The sequence below is a fragment of the Granulicella cerasi genome, assembly GCF_025685575.1.
Classification (GTDB): Bacteria; Acidobacteriota; Terriglobia; order Terriglobales; family Acidobacteriaceae; genus Granulicella; species Granulicella cerasi.
On the sequence record NZ_JAGSYD010000002.1, the window covers coordinates 726,586 to 742,764 of the forward strand.

Genomic DNA, 16,179 nt, shown 5'->3' on the forward strand with positions numbered 1-16,179 from the left:
CCAGTTATCCAGAGTGCCGGAAGCTACTCGGCCTCATCCGCCATATCCACTTCCTCGACCTCGCTGCCGCCCCAGTCGCGCAGCACCTTCCACACTGCGCGCGACGAAAATCCCGCTGCCACCAGCCGGCGCATAATCTTCGCCGTCTCTTTTGCCTTCTGCTCGCGATCGCCGCTTGGCGGTTTCAGCCGCTTGCGCTCCACATACTGCCGCGCCAGCGCTGCCTCATCCACCTCGTCATACTGCGCGCCGATGGCCTCGTTCGCCACCGTCTGCGGCACGCCCTTCTGCATCAACCCCTGCTGCACGCGCCGACGCCCCAGCTTCTCGTTCTCCTGGCGAAGTCGCGCATAGTCCGCCGCAAAACGCTCGTCGCTCAGATAGCCAAGCTCCTTCAGCTTCGCCATCACGCGCTCCACATCCGCACGCCCGTCTTCATCAGGAGTAGCGCGTTCCGCCAGCTTGCGCCGCAGGTCGCGCTCGCTCTTCATCTTCGCGCCCAGCGACTTCGCCGCACAATCCAGCAACTCGGTAAACTCCATCGGCGCGCGCGGCTTCTTCGGTCTTCCAAAACTCATCGCGCAACCCCTGCTCCCTGCATCGCATACTTGCCCGAGTGCGTCCACTTGTCGCACCAGTCGTTCACCGTCTCGTACCAAAGCTCGGAGTTCTTCGGCTTCATCACCCAGTGCCCCTCATCCGGGAAGTACAGCATCTTCGACGGCACGCCAAGCAACTGCAGCGCCGTAAACAACTGGAAGCCCTCCGAGACGTCGAGGCGATAATCCCGCTGACCATGCACCACCAACGTCGGCGTATGCGCGTCCTTGATGTGCAGCATCGGCGACCACTTGCGGAACGGGTCTTCACTCACCGGCTTGTCGTAGAAGTCCCACGGATGGGCAGGCTTCGTCTGCTCCACCACTGCATCAGGAGCATTCGACGCCAGCGGACGATACTCCCACTCGTTGAACCACAACTCTTCCGTCGTGCCAAACGCGCTCTGCGGGTTGTACATGCCATCGTGCGTCACGATGCACTTGAAGCGGTTCGTATGCGTCAGCACCCAGTCGGCCATGTAGCCGCCATAGCTCGCACCCAACGCACACTCGCGGTCCTTGTCGATGAACGAGTAATGTTGCTCCGCATAATCGAGCCCCTTCATGAGGTCCTCATACGCGCGCCCACCCCAATCACCGCTCACCTGCTCCAAAAACTTCTGCCCATAGCCGCTCGACCCACGCGGATTCACCATCACGACGACATAGCCGTCTGCGGCAAACAACTCAGGGTTCCACCGATACGACCACGCATCGCCCCAAGCGCCCTGCGGCCCGCCATGAATCAAAAACTTCACCGGATACTTCTTCGCCGGATCGAAGTTCGGCGGCTTCACGAGGAAGCCTTGAACCTTCGTGCCGTTTGCCCCGGCAAATTCAAATTCGTCTAGTCGCGACAACTCCAAAGAAGCGACTAGCGCATCGTTCAGATGCGAGAGATTCTTATGCCGCGTCCCGAAAAAGTGATAGAAGCCGTTGCCATCTTCAGTTACACCGCTATCCATTGTGTTTGAAATCTTCACGATCTCAGCAGGTTCCTTCACAGCTATACGAATCGCGATGACTGAATCCTCGGCGTGCAACGGAACGATGTCGCTGTACTCACCTCTAGAACCAGCTTCAATGGGGTTATACGTGTTGCTAAGCTTGCCTTCCAGCGTAACAAGCTGAATATTGGTGTGGCCGCGGTAGGAACTCGAGGTCACGAGAGATGAAGCGTTTCCCCAAGCAAATTCATCGAGACCTCGATCAAACTTCGACGTCAGGTTCCTGATATTCCCTGTCGCCCGATCCATCACCACCAGATCAAACTTGTCCGACTCATACCCATTCCGCGCCTGACTCCGCCACGCCAGCCACTTCCCATCCGGTGAATATTGCGGCCCATCATCGCTCCCCGCTGCCGTCGACACCTTCTTCGCCGTATGCGGATCAGCGCCCACCGCCAGCACAAACACATCGTTGTTCGTCGACTCCGCCGGAACCTTATCCAGATTCACGACATACGCGACTTCCTTACCATCCGGCGAGATCGCATACCCCAGCGGGCCGCCCAGCGAGAACGTCGGCGCCTCATGCTCGCCCACCACGCTCGCGGGCGTCACGTCCGTCGGCGACACATGCGTACCGGCCAGCGCATCCGCATAAAAGATGTGCGAGTGCTTCGGCCCCATGAACTGGTTCCAGTGGCGATAGAGCAGCGAATCAAACACCCGCGCCTTCACCGGGTTCTTCGTCTCCGCCGCGTCCTTGTCGGCGTTGCACTTCGCCTCCGCATCATCATGCGCAGGCCCCGCCGCCAGCTTCGACTCGCACTCCGGCCACACGCTCGACGTGAACAAAATGTGCCGCGAATCCGGAGCCCAGATCGCACCATCAGCCTCAGTCTCGAGCGCCGTCGCCTGATGCGCTGCGCCTAGCCTGCCCGCCTTCTCATCCCATGGCGCAAGCCAAATCTGCGACGACCCGGTCTCGCTCGACGTGTACATCACCCACTTGCCATCCGGCGAAAAGCGCCCATTCGACTCGCCGCTCCCTGTAGTCACCTGCTTCTCACTGGACCCTGAGCCCTGGACGCTGGACCCTGACTCCGACGGCACCGCCCACAGGTGGTTCACCTTCGAGTTCTTCTCCAGCGACACATCGGTCACCGAGAACAACACCCACTTCCCGCTCGGCGACACCTGCGGATCACTCACCCGCTTCACCGCCATCAGGTCGGCAAAGGTCATCGGTCGTTTGGCAGGCGCGGGCGTTTGCGCAGAAGTACATACGCAGCCAAAAGCCAGCGCAGCAGGGAGCATCGCAGCAGCAAGAAGGTTTCGCATCGCCGCCAGTGTACGCCAGAGCGGAAATATGGGTCGCCGCTTGTACGCGGCCTCATCGGGCCGGGTGGGCGGCCACAACTCCCCGAGCATCCTGCAAACCCAGGTCTCAAAAATCGAGACCTGGGGCACCCGATTCGCGCAAAGAGTGCCAAGTGACGCCTCGGATTCCGTCGAGTCCCCTGGCGTCCGTCGCGCTCTTTCCGTCAAAAGCTTTCCACTCGCGCCACGTCATCGGCAACACCCCGGACTCCCCGCAACTTGCCGCGCGCTTCGTCGTCTAACCTAATGACCATGCGCATCGCCCTGACCCTCGCAGCCGCCCTCGCTCTCACCACGCTCGCCGCTCACGCGCAGGAAGGCTTCGGCCCCATCGACCCCACCGCGCCCTCAGGCATCATGGTGCCCGACCTCATCAAGCGCATGGGCGAACGCGAATCCGCATTCGAGAAGGCGCGTCAGGACTACGAATTCCGCCAGACCGTCAAGATGAACACCATTGCCGACGATACCAACCGCCCCGATGGCGAGTACATGCAGGTCACCGACATCACCTTCGACCCCAAGGATGGTCACCGCGTGGAGAAGGTCGTCTTCGCGCCACAGAACACGATCGAGCGCGTCATTCTGACGGAGAACGACATGAAAGACGTCGCCGAGCGTCTGCCCTTCATCCTCACCACCGAGCAACTGCCGGACTACAACCTCACCTACGTTGGCAGGCAGAAGGTCGACGATCTCGACACCTACGTCTTCGACTCAGCGCCGAAACAGATCGTCAAAGGCCATCGCTACTTCCAGGGCCGCATCTGGGTCGATCAGCAGGACTTCGAAATCGTCCTCGTCAACGGCCTGAATGTGCCGCAGGAAACCCGCGCAGGCAAAGAAGATTTGTCGCCACCGTTCACGACGTACTATCAGCAGATCGACGGCAAATACTGGTTCCCCACATACACCAAGGCCGAAGGCGTGCTGCACTTCGCGGCAGCGAATGGCTCGCTTTCGCAGGCCGTTCACCTTCGCAACACTGTGAAGTACACCGACTACAAGAAGTCCAACTTCCGCACCAAGGTTCGGGTCTTCTACGGCAACGAGGAGATCCAGCAGGCCCCGCCGAAGAAGGACGAGCCGAAGAAGTAGCTACTCACACAGCACATCGGCGTTCGCGTTCAGGAAGAACCGCTTCGGCTCGCCGGGGAGTTTTCCCAGCGGAACGTCCAGGGTCTTTGTCGTGTCTCCCTGAATTCGAATCGATCCCATCCAGGACGAATCACCGTTCTTGAGCTCCAGATACAGCGGTATCACCATCCGAAACTCTGGCGACACTTTGCTCTGCGTTAGCTTGATGTGAGCGATGGTGGTGCCGTTTTCATTCTTCGTGAACGTGGACTCCACCTCATACTTCGGCAGCTCTGTGCCGTACACATACTCGTTGAAGAACCAGTCGAGCTTTTTGTTGTTGTCCAGATCCACCCACGGTGGCATCGTCTTTTCGAGCGAAGCCTTGAAGTCTTCCGTCGTTGCAGACTTTCCCGCATAGTCTTTCACGAACTGCTGCATGGCGTTCCGGAACGGCTGTTCGCCATACTTGCGCGTCCAATACATGCGCTCCAGCATGTGCAGAATGTATGCGCCTTTGCTGTACACCAGCGCTTGATAGACATCGCCGGTCTTCTCATTCGATACGCGGTAGCCCATTGTCACCGGGCCTACATCGATAGGCCGTACGCCATTGGTGTTTCTTTCTATCAGCGTGCGATGTTGATCCGCGTAGTACTTCAGAAAATCCTTGTTGTTCGTACGCGTGTGCAGCAGATACAGCCCCGCAGAGTATGTAGCGAAGCCTTCGCTCATCCACTGATCGCGATAGCTCGACCAACCGATGAGGTCGCCCCACCATTGATGCGCGACTTCATGCGCTGTTACCTCATTCCAGAACGAGCTCATGCCGAACGCCATCAACCCGAGATTGTTGCGGATCGTTCCATCCCAGAACGCGCAGATGGGCAGATACACCATCGTCGGCCAGCCTTGCCCATCGAGACATGAACTTTGCTGCGTGAGAGACACATGGTCATAAGGCAGCTTGCCAAAGTAGTCGGAATAAATCTGTACGGCGGCGCTCCCCATCGACACCTGCTCTTTGAGCCCACCCACCGTGGACATCCCGCCGTTCATCCCGTTGTTCGCCACACCCTGCACAAAATCCGGCACCTCGGTCTGCGCATAAGCGTCGACGATAAAGCCCTGCGGCGTCTTCACTTCTTCCTTCTGCAACATGCCAAGACTGAATCCAGCGACGGGAATCGGTGTCGTCGTAGCCCACACCACCTTCTGCCCCTCCGCGTCGCTCTCGTAGCTCACCTGGCTGCCGGTTGCGACCACCTTCAGTCCCTTCTTGATGTGAAAGGTCATCCGGAAATTCGCGAATCCACCACCGACCTCATGGCCCGAGGGGTACCACCGCGTACGTGCTGAGTGAGCAAGATCGTAAATCGTATCGCCACTCTTACGAATCGCATCAGGGCCGCCATACTCGACGAGGACACGCGTCGGCGCGCGAAGGTCCGTCCCCTGCGGAAGGATCAACGCAAAATCCGGATCCTGCTTCAGATCTTCCTGGATGAAGTCGAGCGGCGTGCCATCCTCTGCGTAAACACCCGATACGCGCAGCGTCGGATACAGGTCGAGATCGACAAGCCGCGATCCCTTGTCCCGCTGCTGCAGCGTCACGATAGCGCGGTTCTTCATCCTGCCGTTGCCAGCGATATGCACATCGAGGTCTTCTGCTGAAACGTGCAGCCCCGTTGCCAATCCATGCTCGTTGGCCAAACGCGCCGCAGCCCACACATTCGCATAATCATCTGTAGACCAGGTGGAGAGCTCTACCTGATCAGGAGCAGCGTGGAATGTCCCATTCGGATCAACGATGAAGAGCAGGTCCTTGCCCTTCCAGAAGCCGCCTGCTCGAAACGACGCGAGAAAGAACCCGCCCTCATCGGTTGGTGAGCTTAGAAACAAGTCCTTCGTGATGCGCAGGTCTATGTTTTCGTGGAGCTTCTCCCGAAACGCATCTCGCAAACTGTATGCCATATCTGCCGCTGGAGCGGTCGAGCTCTTCGTTGCGACGTTGCGAATCTCACTGGCAGTCCCGTCCGTAAATCGCAGCACGAGAGAAGTAAAACTCTGCTCCATCGCCGCGCCTTTCGTGAGTAGCTTGAGCGACTGCTTTTCGCTCGCATCCGCCGGTGTGTAGCGAAACGAACCTTTGCCTGAAAACACAGCACCGGTGACGTGTCCCTGCACGGCGGTAAAGAATTGGAAGTTGCCTTCTTCAAACGTGAACTCGCCGCCAGACCGTGCCAGCGTAAACGAATGTACCGCCCAGCTCTCACCTGCCGGACCAGCCGCGCGCACAGCCGCATAGGTGCCATTCGCGTTAGGGCGCATGGCCGCGCCCTTTGGCTCAATCGCTTGCTGAGCAGCGGTCACGGCCGTAAGGCCAAGAAATCCCTGGGCCACCAATGTGGCAACAGCGCAGAAGTTCTTCAGGAACATGGCGACCAGCATCCACGATCTTTTGCAGAAAGTAAAGCATTTCAACGAGCATCCGCAGCGATATCAGGAAGCTGATAAAGAATCTTCAGATTCACCAAAGAATTTGCACCGAAACCGGCCAACGCGTCGTCAGATGCAATAGGTCGTTATTTCCGATGAACTTTCGTAGTCTTTGCCTTCTTGGCGCTATCTTTTGTTTGCCAGTTTCTTCCGCCGCACGCGCTCAATCGCTGCCGAACGCACCGTCAACGCAGCTTGCGACCACGGTGACCGGTAGCACCGTCGATCCAGACCAGGCGGCCATTCCTCACGCAGAGATCGTCGTTGATGGAGCCACTCCCGCAGACCATCTTGTCTTTACTTCAGACGATTCAGGCAGCTTCACACTGCACGGCCTGCACGCCGGTGTCGCCTATACGCTGAAGGCCCAGGCCAAGGGCTTTACGCAACGCACGCTGGCTCCCTTTACGCTGAGCGGTGGACAGACCCTGGAGCTAAACGCCGTTGTGCTCTCCCCCGCTATCGAAGAAGACGTCGATGCGATCACCTCGGAGCAAGCCGCGGCGATCGAAGTGAAGGAAGAAGAAACGCAGCGCGTCTTCGGCCTTATCCCAAACTTCTACGTGGTCTATCCGAACCAGCCCTATGCACCGCTGACAACGAAGCTCAAGTTTGAGCTCGTCGGTCGTACGCTCATTGATCCGGTGACACTCGGAGCCGCAGCCTTCGCTGCTGGCCTTAACCAGGCGGCGGACCGCCCTGCCTATGTGCAAGGTGCTAAGGGTTACGGCCAGCGCGTCGGAGCGGAGTATGCCGATGGCGCAGTCGACATCATCTTCGGCGGCGCAATTCTGCCAACGATCTTCCATCAGGATCCGCGCTACTTCGTGCAGGGTACCGGAACCACCAAGGACCGCTTGAAGCACGCACTATCTGCACCGTTCATCACCAAGGGCGACAACGGCAAGAACGAGTTCAACATCTCGAGCATCGGCGGCGATCTCATCTCCGGCGCCGCGTCGAACATCTACTATCCCCCGTCGGATCGTGGTGTGTCGCTGACGTTTACGACCGCCGCGGTGATCACCGGCGGACGCATGCTGAACACCTTGCTTCAGGAGTTTGTCCTCGCCAAGTACACCAGCGGCAAGCATCACGCGAAGTAGTTCGTCGGCAGCGTTCCGCTAACGCGCTGCCGCCGCAGTCAGTTCCTGAAGTAGCTGATCGGTACCTTGATTCTGTTCGACATTGCGAAGATGCGTCGCCCACGAGCGCCACTGCTCAGGCGTACTCTTCGCCCAATAGGCCGTACCGAATCCCACCCACGCATCGCGATAAGCAAGCCACGCACGAGCAGCAGCACGATACTGTTCAGCCGTCGTGCACCAGTCTTCTTTGCAAGCGTCTTCCAGGTTCTGTTTGTAGGTTTCATTCAGCTGCTTATCTTCCGCAGCAAACGAACTCGCAGTCGTATTGATCACAAGATTGCGTCGAGCCAGAATCGCCGTCAGCTCCTCCAGCCACGCACGATCTAGATCCAACTCCATAGCCATGCCCGACTGAACAGCACCGCTTGTGCCGTTAGGGTCTTCCGCTGCCCGTGCCTTGCGGAAGCGCGCATGCGCGGTCTTGAGCTGCACGAAGAGTGGATGAAGCTCTGGCTTCAACGAAGACGCAACCAGCTTCTCCTCTGAGCTCAAAGCAGCACTCACCTCAGCCGCGCGTAGGTTGAGGCAGGCAAAGTTCACGACTCGCCCCGAGCCACCATCGGGTCCACATTCTTCAAAGCGCGTTGTCGCGGCCAAGGCATTCGCCGCCTCTTCAGGTTCGAACCAATCCTCAGCCTGACACACATAGTGCCGTGCAATATTCAAGTTGCGCGGCACACCTTCGCCGTTTGCATAAAGCATAGCGAGCATAAGGATCGCGACAGGGTCGCCATTCACGTCGCCGCTTTTCGGTGAGCGCTTTCCAGCGGAAGTCTGGAATTCGCCCACGCTGCGGAACGCGCAATCACGTGCCTCACGAAAGCGCTCTGCTCCATGCCCTTCGTAGTAGATCGTTAGCTCGTCGCATGGGTGAGCATCCTCATCCGCAGGCCCCCGCGGCAAGTCCTTCACGGGAGCCTCAAACGGCTCCCACGTTTTACAGGACGGCTTCGTTTGCGCAGCCGAGGAGAGGCACAGCAACCAGCACGCGATCACTACAAAACAGCTACGCCGCAGCATTGTTTTCGAAGTACAAATACTTCCGCCAGTTGGCATCCGCCGAGCCAATCATTCGCATGATGTGACGCGATGTATGCAGCGAGAACGGACGCGGCTCCCGCAGCAGCTTCATGTCGTGCAGGTCATGCAGCAGCGTGTTGCCCTTGCGGCGATTGCAATCCTTGCAGCACGCCACCAGGTTCTCCCACGTCGACAGGCCGCCGCGGGAGCGCGGTAGAACGTGGTCCAGCGTCAGTTCCGCGCTCGTCTGCACGACCTGGCAGTACTGGCAGGTGTTGCGATCGCGCAAAAGGATGTTCTTGCGGCTCAAGGCGCGTGTCTGGTGCGGGATGCGGCGATACTCCAGCAGGCGGATCACGCTCGGCATCTGCATCTGCAGCCGATGCGAATGCAGCAGCGATCCCTGTTGCTCTTCCGTGCGCGCTACGCCCTTCAGCACCAACACCAGCGCACGGCGAGCGCCGCAGATATTGATCGGCTCATAGCTCGCATTCAGCACCAGCACCGGCGTCTGCATCGCAGGCTGGCGAAACACGCCCGCGCGAATCTCAATCGCCTGCTCGCGCGCTGTGCCCGACACCGGCGTCGTCGTGTGATGGCGCTTGCCGTGGCCGATCTTCTTGTGGTCACTGCTCATCCGCTTTGCCTGCTGCATCGTTTCTCTCCTCCAGACCTGACTGACCTTCCGAAAAGAACTGCTACAAAACTCTGAACCAAACCTTTAGTGAACCGGCGCGCCTCCACCGTCCCACATCGCCACTCCGGCAGGCACCGCATGCGCTTCGGCCGACGCATCGTGCATCCATGCGCTGCCGTGCGGCTGCGCCCGGGCCACCGTCGCTACAAACACCTTTGCTGCGCCCGCGCGCTTGAGCACACGCGCGCATTCTCGAGCCGTCGAACCGGTCGTCATAATGTCGTCGATCAACAACACCTCGCGACCTTTCACAGCTTCGGGCGCAATCACCTTGAACGCACCCTGCAGACGCTCGCGGCGCTGCTTCGGCGATAGCGAAAACAACGCAGGCGTGGGCTTCACGCGCTCCAAAACATTCGTCGCCAGCGATAGCTTCCACTCCGGTGCTGTGCGCTTCAGCCGCACCAGCACTCCACGAGCCAGCAGCAGAGCCTGGTTGAAGCCGCGCTCGCGTTCGCGAGCGAAGTACAGAGGCACCGGCACAACCATCACCTCGGCGGACATATCGCCGCGCATCGTGACAATTGCCTGCGCCAACCGCGCCCCCAGCAAATGGGTTCCGGTCTCACGCTGGTGCTGATATTTGAGGAGGAAAAGCTGATCGCGAACGACGTCGCCGTACTCGGCATAACTCACAGCTCGCGCAAAATCCGGGGGCGCAAGCCGGCACATCGTGCATTCATGGAAACCAAAGGAAGCGGCCATCCGGGCCGACTCCCACCCCATCGCGACTCCGCAGCGGGGACATTCGTTGTTACCGACCATCGTCGTTTCCGGCCCGCTCAAGCAGTCGTCGCACAGACGTACGCGGTTCAACTGCAGCACAGGGCCATCACAAAGCTGACACGTCGAGGGGGTAAGCGTTACGGCAAGATCATGCCCGGCTCTCGCAACCGCCAGGCGAAGCCGCAGAGCGTAACTTCGGAGGACGCGAGTGACCGCGCGCCATCCGGCAGCCGCGCGCCCTTCCTGGCCGGGCGGGCCACCATTTCCGAGCCGTACATCCTTCATGCATTCACTGCTGAAGACGGACCTCACTCGCGGCGCAACAGAAAGAAACACCAGTCGCGCTTCTACCCGCAGCATAAGCCCGAACGGGATTCGCCGCAACCCCCTTTGCGCCATCCGCCAGGAACCACACCGAGTTCGGCCTGCGACAATATTTCCATGAAGGTCTTTCTCTTTGTCCTGATGGCAACGGTGCTCGAGGCTACCGGCGATGCGGTCGTCCGCGTGGCGCTCGGCTCGTCTTCGCCTGCTTCACGAATCCTGCTCTTCGCCGTGGGTGCCACCTGCCTCACGCTCTACGGAACCTCGCTGAACCTCGCCCCGGTGGAATTCGCCACCGTGACCGGACTTTATATCGCGACGCTCTTCGTCGTCTTCCAGATCACGAACTTCCTCTTCTTCCGCGCTGTCCCCACACCCTCGGTCCTGCTCGGCGGAACCCTAATCGTCGCCGGCGGGCTGATCGTCTACATCTGGCGGTAATCGGCGCAAACGAACGCGCTGCCGCGATATCCTTGAGACAGTGTCCACAGCCACCACATCTTCGACCGAGACCAACGCCGCCGAACGCAGCCATTCGCTGCTCGGCGACTACTCGGTGCTCTTCAAGCCACGCGTCTCTGCGATGGTGCTGCTGACCGCCGCGGGCGGTTTCTACCTCGGCTGCCTGCGCACCGGCATCAGTCCCTTCAGCATGTTGCTGCTGCACACGATGCTGGGCGTTGCGATCGTCACCTGCGGATCCGGCGCGCTGAACCAGGCGCTCGAGCGCGCCACCGATCGCATGATGCCTCGCACCGCCGCGCGCCCCATGGCGCAGCATCGCATCGGCCTCGCACACGGACTCATCCTCGGCTTTCTGCTGACCTTCGGCGGCGCTGCGTATCTCGCGCTGTACACGAACCTTCTCAGCGGCACGTTGACGCTGCTCACAGCAGTGGCCTACGTCACGATCTACACGCCACTGAAGCGCATCACTTCGCTGAACACCTTCATCGGTGCCTTCCCCGGCGCGCTGCCGCCGCTGATCGGCTGGACCGCGGCCCGCGGCGTCATCGAGTGGCCGGGCATCGCGCTCTTCGCGATCCTCTTTGTCTGGCAGTTCCCGCACTTCATGGCGATCGGCTGGCTCTATCGTGCCGACTACAAGCTCGCAGGCATCCGCGTCGCCGCCACCCAAGACCCCATTGAAGACGCAGCCCGCGGCACCGTCGCGCAGGCGCTCTTCTACGCCGTGCTGATGATCCCCGTCGCCCTGTGGCCGACCTTCCTCCACATCACCGGCTGGCCCTACGCCATCGCGGCCTTTGCGCTTTCCATCTACTACCTCGTCGCGACGATCCGCTTCGCCAGCATTACGAAGAACCCGAACGATCCTGAAAACCGCAAGGTCGCGCGCCAGTTGCTGCGCGTCTCGGTCATCTATCTCCCCTTGCTGCTGATGGCGATGGCACTCAACGCGCAAGGCCACCTGCTGCTTCGCTAACGGACAAACACCATGACCACCCCGACCAATCCGCAGTACCCCACCGAAGCCCGCACCCCGGCCTCGGTCATCTGGAGCATCATCGGCGTCTCGGCCGTCGCGTCCATCTTTCTGAGCTGGCTGGTCTACTTCCACGCCCCGGTCGACGTCGCGGGCACGCACCTCGCGTTCCTTCCCGCGCTGGACGCGGTACTGAACGCCCTCTGCGCCATCTTCCTCATCATCGGTTTCAACTACATCAAGCAGCGCAACATCAAGGCGCACCGCAACGCGATGTTCGGCGCGTTCATCGTCTCGAGCGTCTTCCTGGTGGCCTACATCGCCAACCACGTGCTGCACGGCGACATGCTCTTCCCCAGGGAGCACGCGACGGCACGCATCCTGTATATCTACGTGCTGCTGCTGCCGCATATTCTGCTGGCCGTCGTTTGCCTTCCGCTCATCCTCATCACGTTCTTCCTGTCGCTGACAGGACGTTTCCCGGCGCATCGCAAGCTCGCGCGCTGGACTTACCCCATCTGGCTCTACGTCTCGGTTTCCGGCGTGGCCGTCTACGCGATGCTTGCGTACTACAAGTAAGGCCCACGGATGAAGCAAGACACACGCACTCTTCTACGCACTGGCACAGGCATTCTCGGGACAGGTCTGCTCTCTGTCGTGCTGCTCTTCACGATCGGCGGCGGCGTCTCTCGACTGGGTCCGCACACCAACGGCGGCTGGTTTCTGCTGATGATCGCGATGGGCTGCCTGCCCACAGGTTTTTTGACGCTCGCGCTCGGCATATCCAAGATCTTCGGCGATCGGTCAAAAGCTTAGAAATCCACGCACTTCCCTCTGCTATCTTTATCAGCGAAACGGAGAACAACCCATGGCTAAAGGCGTTAACAAAGTCATCCTGCTCGGCAACGTCGGCAAGGACCCCGAAATCCGCGCGTCGCAAGGCGGCATGAGCATCGCGAGCTTCTCGCTCGCCACCGCCGACCGCGCCAAGGACCAGACCGGACAGTGGGTAGATAAGACCGAGTGGCACAACCTCGTTGCCTTCGGCCGCACCGCTGAAATCATCCGCGATTACGTCAAGAAGGGCACCCAGATCTACGTCGAAGGTAAGATCCAGACGCGCTCCTGGGACGACAAGGAATCCGGCCAGAAGAAGTACCGCACCGAGATCCTCGTGAACGAAATGAGCCTGCTCGGCGGCCGCGGCGAAGGTGGCTCCGGTGGTGGTGGCTACGAACAGCGCTCCTCCGGCGGATACTCCGGCGGCTCGCGCGCATCGTCCGCGTCCAACTCGTATGCTCAGGCGCCGGCGCCCGACTACGCCGACCAGGGCATCACCGACGACGACATCCCTTTCTAAAGGCCCCTGAACAACACGATCATGCCCGCACATTCTGCGCGCTTCACCTCTATCCTCACCCTTGCCGCCGTTGCAGCTCTTTCCGTCACCGGACTGAGCGCAACGGCGCAACGTCATTCCAGCTTCACTGCGCCGCCGACCGCTCCACCCGCCGCGCATGAAGCCCACGCCGCAGCCCCTGCAACGGTCAACCCGCTCGCGCCGGTCAGTAGCGGCCTCGGGGCCATCGAGTTCTACCCGGTCAACTTTGGAGTACCTGCGCCGCAGTCGCTCGCACGCCAACTCACAGCCGACGACGAACGCACCCGCCGCAACGCCCTGACCGCGATGGGCGCGCCGCCGCAGTACACCGCCAAGGACCAGCCCACTCCCGCCCCGCACAGCCTTCAGGTGGAGTTCGCTCCTCTCGGCACCGGTTCCGAATCCGATGCGCTCGTCACCGTCGAACTGGACCACCACCTCGTTACCGCAGTTCTCGCCCCGGACAACGGTGGCTGGCACCGCGTTGCTACGCTCGTCTTCCCCACCGGCTACGCCGACCCGAACTCGACGCCCTCAACCTTCGTCCGCACGAACCGTTCGCTGCTCGACCCGACCAAGTACCGCGCCGTCTTCCACGCCCGCGAAAACCAGACCGACGGCGAGTATCAAGAGAACGAAGCGCACATGCGCGTGCTCAACGGCCACGCGATCATCACGATCAGCTTCGTTTCCGACGCCAAGCATTGCGAGACGGTGACGCCCACGCACAGAGGCCGCCCCACCTGCGAGCTGACCCACCGCTGGCTGCAACCAGAGCCGATGGTCCCGAACGGCCCCCGGCGCTTTCAACTCGTCACAGCCACCGGCCACCTGACGCCGAAGGAAGCCGAGATCTTCATCGCGCGCTCGCGCTATTTCGAGTCCACCCGGCTGCGCGAGTTCACCTGCCAGCAGTTCACGTTCTCTGACCTGCATCTACGCTACGAGCCCACCGGCCCCAACGGCCCCTGCCCGACGACTCTGGTCGGCCCCCAGGCTCGCTAACGGAGCGATCATCCCCGCGGCCCGACATCCTGGAAGAGAGTTGTCGGGCACGCCGAGTCCTCTGCGCGTCGGAATCCGCGACTCCCCGCAGCTCCGACGCGTCTAACCCACCATGCGTCTCTTCCCGCGTCTTCTTGCAGCCGTTCTAGCCCTCACTGCGCCTGTCCTGACAGGGCAAACGACCAGCCACACACTGCAGATCGCGCCCGCGAAGAGCATTACACTCACGCTTCCCGCCACGCTGGACGTCCACATCGCCGCGCGCGGCTTCCACCGTCCTCGCTTCTTCGCGCAGGCGCCCGACGGTCGCATCTTCGTCACGACGATGTACAACCTCGCCGACAACACCCGCGGCGCCATCTACATCCTCGACGGCTACGACGCTGCCACGCACACCTTCACGCGCGTCACGCCCTACCTCACCGGCCTGCGCAACCCCAATAACCTCGCCTTCTACACCGACCCGGCCACGAAGCAATCGTGGGTCTACATCCCGCTCACCGACAAGCTGGTCCGCTACCGCTACAAAGCTGGCGACAACCGCCCCACCACCGCACCCGAAGTCCTCGCGCGCTACCCCGACTACGGCCTGAACTACAAATACGGCGGCTGGCATCTCACCCGCACCGTGGACGTCGCCACGCTCCACGGCAAGACGCGTGTCTACGTCGCCGTCGGCTCGTCCTGCAACTACTGCCGCGAAAACGAAGCCGCGCGCGCCGCCATCACCTCGATGAACCCAGACGGCAGCGACCAGCGCATCGTCGCGCACGGCATGAGGAATGCCGTCGATCTACGTTTCGTCCCGGAACTCGACGGCGGCGCACTCGTTGCCACCAACATGGGCGACGACCACCTCGGCAAGCAGGAGCCCGACGACCCCTTCTTCGAGCTGGACTCCAACCAGCACCCCGGCCCCATCGTCCAGCAACCCGCACCCCACTACGGCTGGCCCACCTGTTACTTCGCACAGGGCAAGCCTGTCCACGACGACACGCCTCTTCCTGCCATGGCCAACGACGGCGATGCCAGAGTCGCAGAGCACCCCGTTGCAAAGGACTCCGTCTACGGCAAGCAGGGCGCGAACATCCACGCCGCCGGGACCAACCTCGCCGCGCAGCAGCACGCCGCCGTGGGGCAGGATCTCGGCCCCGCACCCGAACCGCTTCACTCCTGTGAACACGTCCCTGCCGCCTACGCGTGGTTCGCGCCGCACGCCGCGCCTCTCGGCCTTGCTTACTTCGGCGACGCCAGCCAAACGCTGCACGACAGCTTCCTCGTCGCGCTGCACGGCTCGGGCGATGTCACCATCGGCGCTGGCTACTCGGTCGTCAGCTTTACCCCGAAGGACCGCAAGCCGCACGACTTCATCACAGGCTTCCTCACCCGCCCCACCAAAGCCAATCCACACTTCCACGTGAACGGCCGCCCCTGCGGGCTGCTGCGCCTCGGCCCCGATACGTTCCTGCTTACCGACGACTGGAACGGCCTCGTCTACATCGTCGAGCCGAAACAGTAGCCTTTTGTTTCGGTTTCCCGAAAGGGATCTACATTTCCTCGAACTCGCTCCCATTTACACTCGACACATGATCGACGAATCGACCTTCCGCAACGAATCCGACCGCGCACTCGAAACCCTGAAGCAGGCGCTCATCCGCGCTGAAGAAAGCGGCGACTTCGAAGTGGAAGAGAAGAACGGCGTGCTCAACATCCTCTTCGAGGACGACGACTCCGCACGCTTTGTCTTCAGCCCCAATACGCCCGTGCGCCAGATCTGGATCTCGGCCCTCTCCACCAGCTTCAAGCTCGAGTGGAATGAAGCATCTACAGCGTTCACGCTGCCTCGCACAGGCGAAGACCTTCGCACGCTCACCGAGCGTCTGCTGCGCGAGCAACTTGACGATGACAGCATTCAGCTGAAATAACTCTTGC

At 60.9% G+C, this 16,179-nt stretch carries 16 protein-coding genes; 10 read left to right on the forward strand and 6 right to left on the reverse strand.

What is annotated here, in order from left to right:
- Positions 1-23 precede the first annotated feature (23 nt).
- Complete coding sequence (locus tag OHL11_RS08590) at positions 24-578, reverse strand: regulatory protein RecX (protein WP_263371073.1); 555 nt, start codon at positions 576-578, stop codon at positions 24-26.
- A complete protein-coding gene (locus OHL11_RS08595; RefSeq protein WP_263371074.1) occupies positions 575-2,887 on the reverse strand; it encodes a dipeptidyl-peptidase 5 in 2,313 nt (770 codons plus the stop codon). Before OHL11_RS08595 ends, OHL11_RS08590 begins: the two co-directional genes overlap by 4 nt.
- 291 nt (positions 2,888-3,178) lie before the next feature.
- Between OHL11_RS08595 and OHL11_RS08600 the strand changes: the two genes are divergently transcribed.
- Positions 3,179-4,024, forward strand: a complete 846-nt coding sequence (locus tag OHL11_RS08600; RefSeq protein ID WP_263371075.1) for a hypothetical protein — start codon at positions 3,179-3,181, stop codon at positions 4,022-4,024.
- Here the strand turns inward: OHL11_RS08600 and OHL11_RS08605 are convergent, their stop codons facing one another.
- On the reverse strand, positions 4,025-6,454 hold the full coding sequence (locus OHL11_RS08605) for a M1 family metallopeptidase (protein ID WP_263371076.1): 2,430 nt from the start codon (positions 6,452-6,454) through the stop codon (positions 4,025-4,027).
- A gap of 185 nt (positions 6,455-6,639) precedes the next feature.
- Between OHL11_RS08605 and OHL11_RS08610 the strand changes: the two genes are divergently transcribed.
- On the forward strand, positions 6,640-7,608 hold the full coding sequence (locus tag OHL11_RS08610) for a carboxypeptidase-like regulatory domain-containing protein (protein ID WP_263371077.1): 969 nt from the start codon (positions 6,640-6,642) through the stop codon (positions 7,606-7,608).
- 18 nt (positions 7,609-7,626) lie between these two features.
- Here the strand turns inward: OHL11_RS08610 and OHL11_RS08615 are convergent, their stop codons facing one another.
- The 3 genes from OHL11_RS08615 to OHL11_RS08625 all read right to left on the reverse strand — a co-directional run bounded on the left by OHL11_RS08615 (position 7,627) and on the right by OHL11_RS08625 (position 9,904).
- Positions 7,627-8,247, reverse strand: coding sequence for a lysozyme inhibitor LprI family protein (locus tag OHL11_RS08615; RefSeq protein ID WP_263371078.1), 621 nt, complete (start codon positions 8,245-8,247; stop codon positions 7,627-7,629).
- Positions 8,248-8,656: 409 nt separating this feature from the next.
- Positions 8,657-9,325, reverse strand: coding sequence for an HNH endonuclease (locus tag OHL11_RS08620; RefSeq protein WP_263371079.1), 669 nt, complete (start codon positions 9,323-9,325; stop codon positions 8,657-8,659).
- A 66-nt stretch (positions 9,326-9,391) separates the two neighbouring features.
- Positions 9,392-9,904 carry a ComF family protein gene (locus OHL11_RS08625; RefSeq protein ID WP_263371080.1) on the reverse strand — a complete coding sequence of 171 codons (513 nt, stop codon included), beginning with the start codon at positions 9,902-9,904 and terminating at the stop codon, positions 9,392-9,394.
- Between the two features lie 15 nt (positions 9,905-9,919).
- On the opposite strand from OHL11_RS08625, the gene OHL11_RS08630 reads away from it, so the two are divergent.
- From OHL11_RS08630 to cyaY, 8 genes are all read left to right on the forward strand, one after another.
- Positions 9,920-10,858: a hypothetical protein gene (locus tag OHL11_RS08630; RefSeq protein WP_263371081.1), complete on the forward strand. Its 939-nt coding sequence runs from the start codon at positions 9,920-9,922 to the stop codon at positions 10,856-10,858.
- Between the two features lie 40 nt (positions 10,859-10,898).
- Positions 10,899-11,861: a heme o synthase gene (cyoE, locus tag OHL11_RS08635; protein ID WP_263371082.1), complete on the forward strand. Its 963-nt coding sequence runs from the start codon at positions 10,899-10,901 to the stop codon at positions 11,859-11,861.
- Between the two features lie 12 nt (positions 11,862-11,873).
- A complete protein-coding gene (locus OHL11_RS08640) occupies positions 11,874-12,440 on the forward strand; it encodes a DUF420 domain-containing protein (RefSeq protein ID WP_263371083.1) in 567 nt (188 codons plus the stop codon).
- Between the two features lie 9 nt (positions 12,441-12,449).
- The gene (locus OHL11_RS08645; protein ID WP_263371084.1) at positions 12,450-12,677 is read left to right on the forward strand and encodes a hypothetical protein; all 228 of its coding nucleotides are present in this window, start codon (positions 12,450-12,452) and stop codon (positions 12,675-12,677) included.
- A gap of 52 nt (positions 12,678-12,729) precedes the next feature.
- On the forward strand, positions 12,730-13,221 hold the full coding sequence (locus tag OHL11_RS08650) for a single-stranded DNA-binding protein (RefSeq protein WP_263371085.1): 492 nt from the start codon (positions 12,730-12,732) through the stop codon (positions 13,219-13,221).
- 21 nt (positions 13,222-13,242) lie between these two features.
- Positions 13,243-14,247 carry a hypothetical protein gene (locus OHL11_RS08655; protein ID WP_263371086.1) on the forward strand — a complete coding sequence of 335 codons (1,005 nt, stop codon included), beginning with the start codon at positions 13,243-13,245 and terminating at the stop codon, positions 14,245-14,247.
- A 112-nt stretch (positions 14,248-14,359) separates the two neighbouring features.
- Positions 14,360-15,766 (forward strand): PQQ-dependent sugar dehydrogenase, encoded by a 1,407-nt coding sequence (locus tag OHL11_RS08660; RefSeq protein ID WP_263371087.1) that lies wholly within the window; start codon positions 14,360-14,362, stop codon positions 15,764-15,766.
- Between the two features lie 67 nt (positions 15,767-15,833).
- Positions 15,834-16,172 (forward strand): iron donor protein CyaY, encoded by a 339-nt coding sequence (cyaY, locus tag OHL11_RS08665; protein ID WP_263371088.1) that lies wholly within the window; start codon positions 15,834-15,836, stop codon positions 16,170-16,172.
- The last annotated feature ends 7 nt before the right edge of the window (positions 16,173-16,179 follow it).

Bases quoted from the DNA above. Each gene is read 5' to 3' on its own strand.
- OHL11_RS08605 (WP_263371076.1), bottom strand. From the start codon at position 6,454: ATGCTGGTCGCCATGTTCCTGAAGAACTTCTGCGCTGTTGCCACATTG.
- OHL11_RS08650 (WP_263371085.1), top strand. From the start codon at position 12,730: ATGGCTAAAGGCGTTAACAAAGTCATCCTGCTCGGCAACGTCGGCAAG.
- OHL11_RS08600 (WP_263371075.1), top strand. From the start codon at position 3,179: ATGCGCATCGCCCTGACCCTCGCAGCCGCCCTCGCTCTCACCACGCTC.
- OHL11_RS08655 (WP_263371086.1), top strand. From the start codon at position 13,243: ATGCCCGCACATTCTGCGCGCTTCACCTCTATCCTCACCCTTGCCGCC.
- OHL11_RS08645 (WP_263371084.1), top strand. From the start codon at position 12,450: ATGAAGCAAGACACACGCACTCTTCTACGCACTGGCACAGGCATTCTC.
- OHL11_RS08590 (WP_263371073.1), bottom strand. From the start codon at position 578: ATGAGTTTTGGAAGACCGAAGAAGCCGCGCGCGCCGATGGAGTTTACC.
- OHL11_RS08620 (WP_263371079.1), bottom strand. From the start codon at position 9,325: ATGCAGCAGGCAAAGCGGATGAGCAGTGACCACAAGAAGATCGGCCAC.
- OHL11_RS08640 (WP_263371083.1), top strand. From the start codon at position 11,874: ATGACCACCCCGACCAATCCGCAGTACCCCACCGAAGCCCGCACCCCG.
- OHL11_RS08595 (WP_263371074.1), bottom strand. From the start codon at position 2,887: ATGCGAAACCTTCTTGCTGCTGCGATGCTCCCTGCTGCGCTGGCTTTT.
- OHL11_RS08660 (WP_263371087.1), top strand. From the start codon at position 14,360: ATGCGTCTCTTCCCGCGTCTTCTTGCAGCCGTTCTAGCCCTCACTGCG.
- cyaY (WP_263371088.1), top strand. From the start codon at position 15,834: ATGATCGACGAATCGACCTTCCGCAACGAATCCGACCGCGCACTCGAA.
- OHL11_RS08630 (WP_263371081.1), top strand. From the start codon at position 9,920: ATGGGTTCCGGTCTCACGCTGGTGCTGATATTTGAGGAGGAAAAGCTG.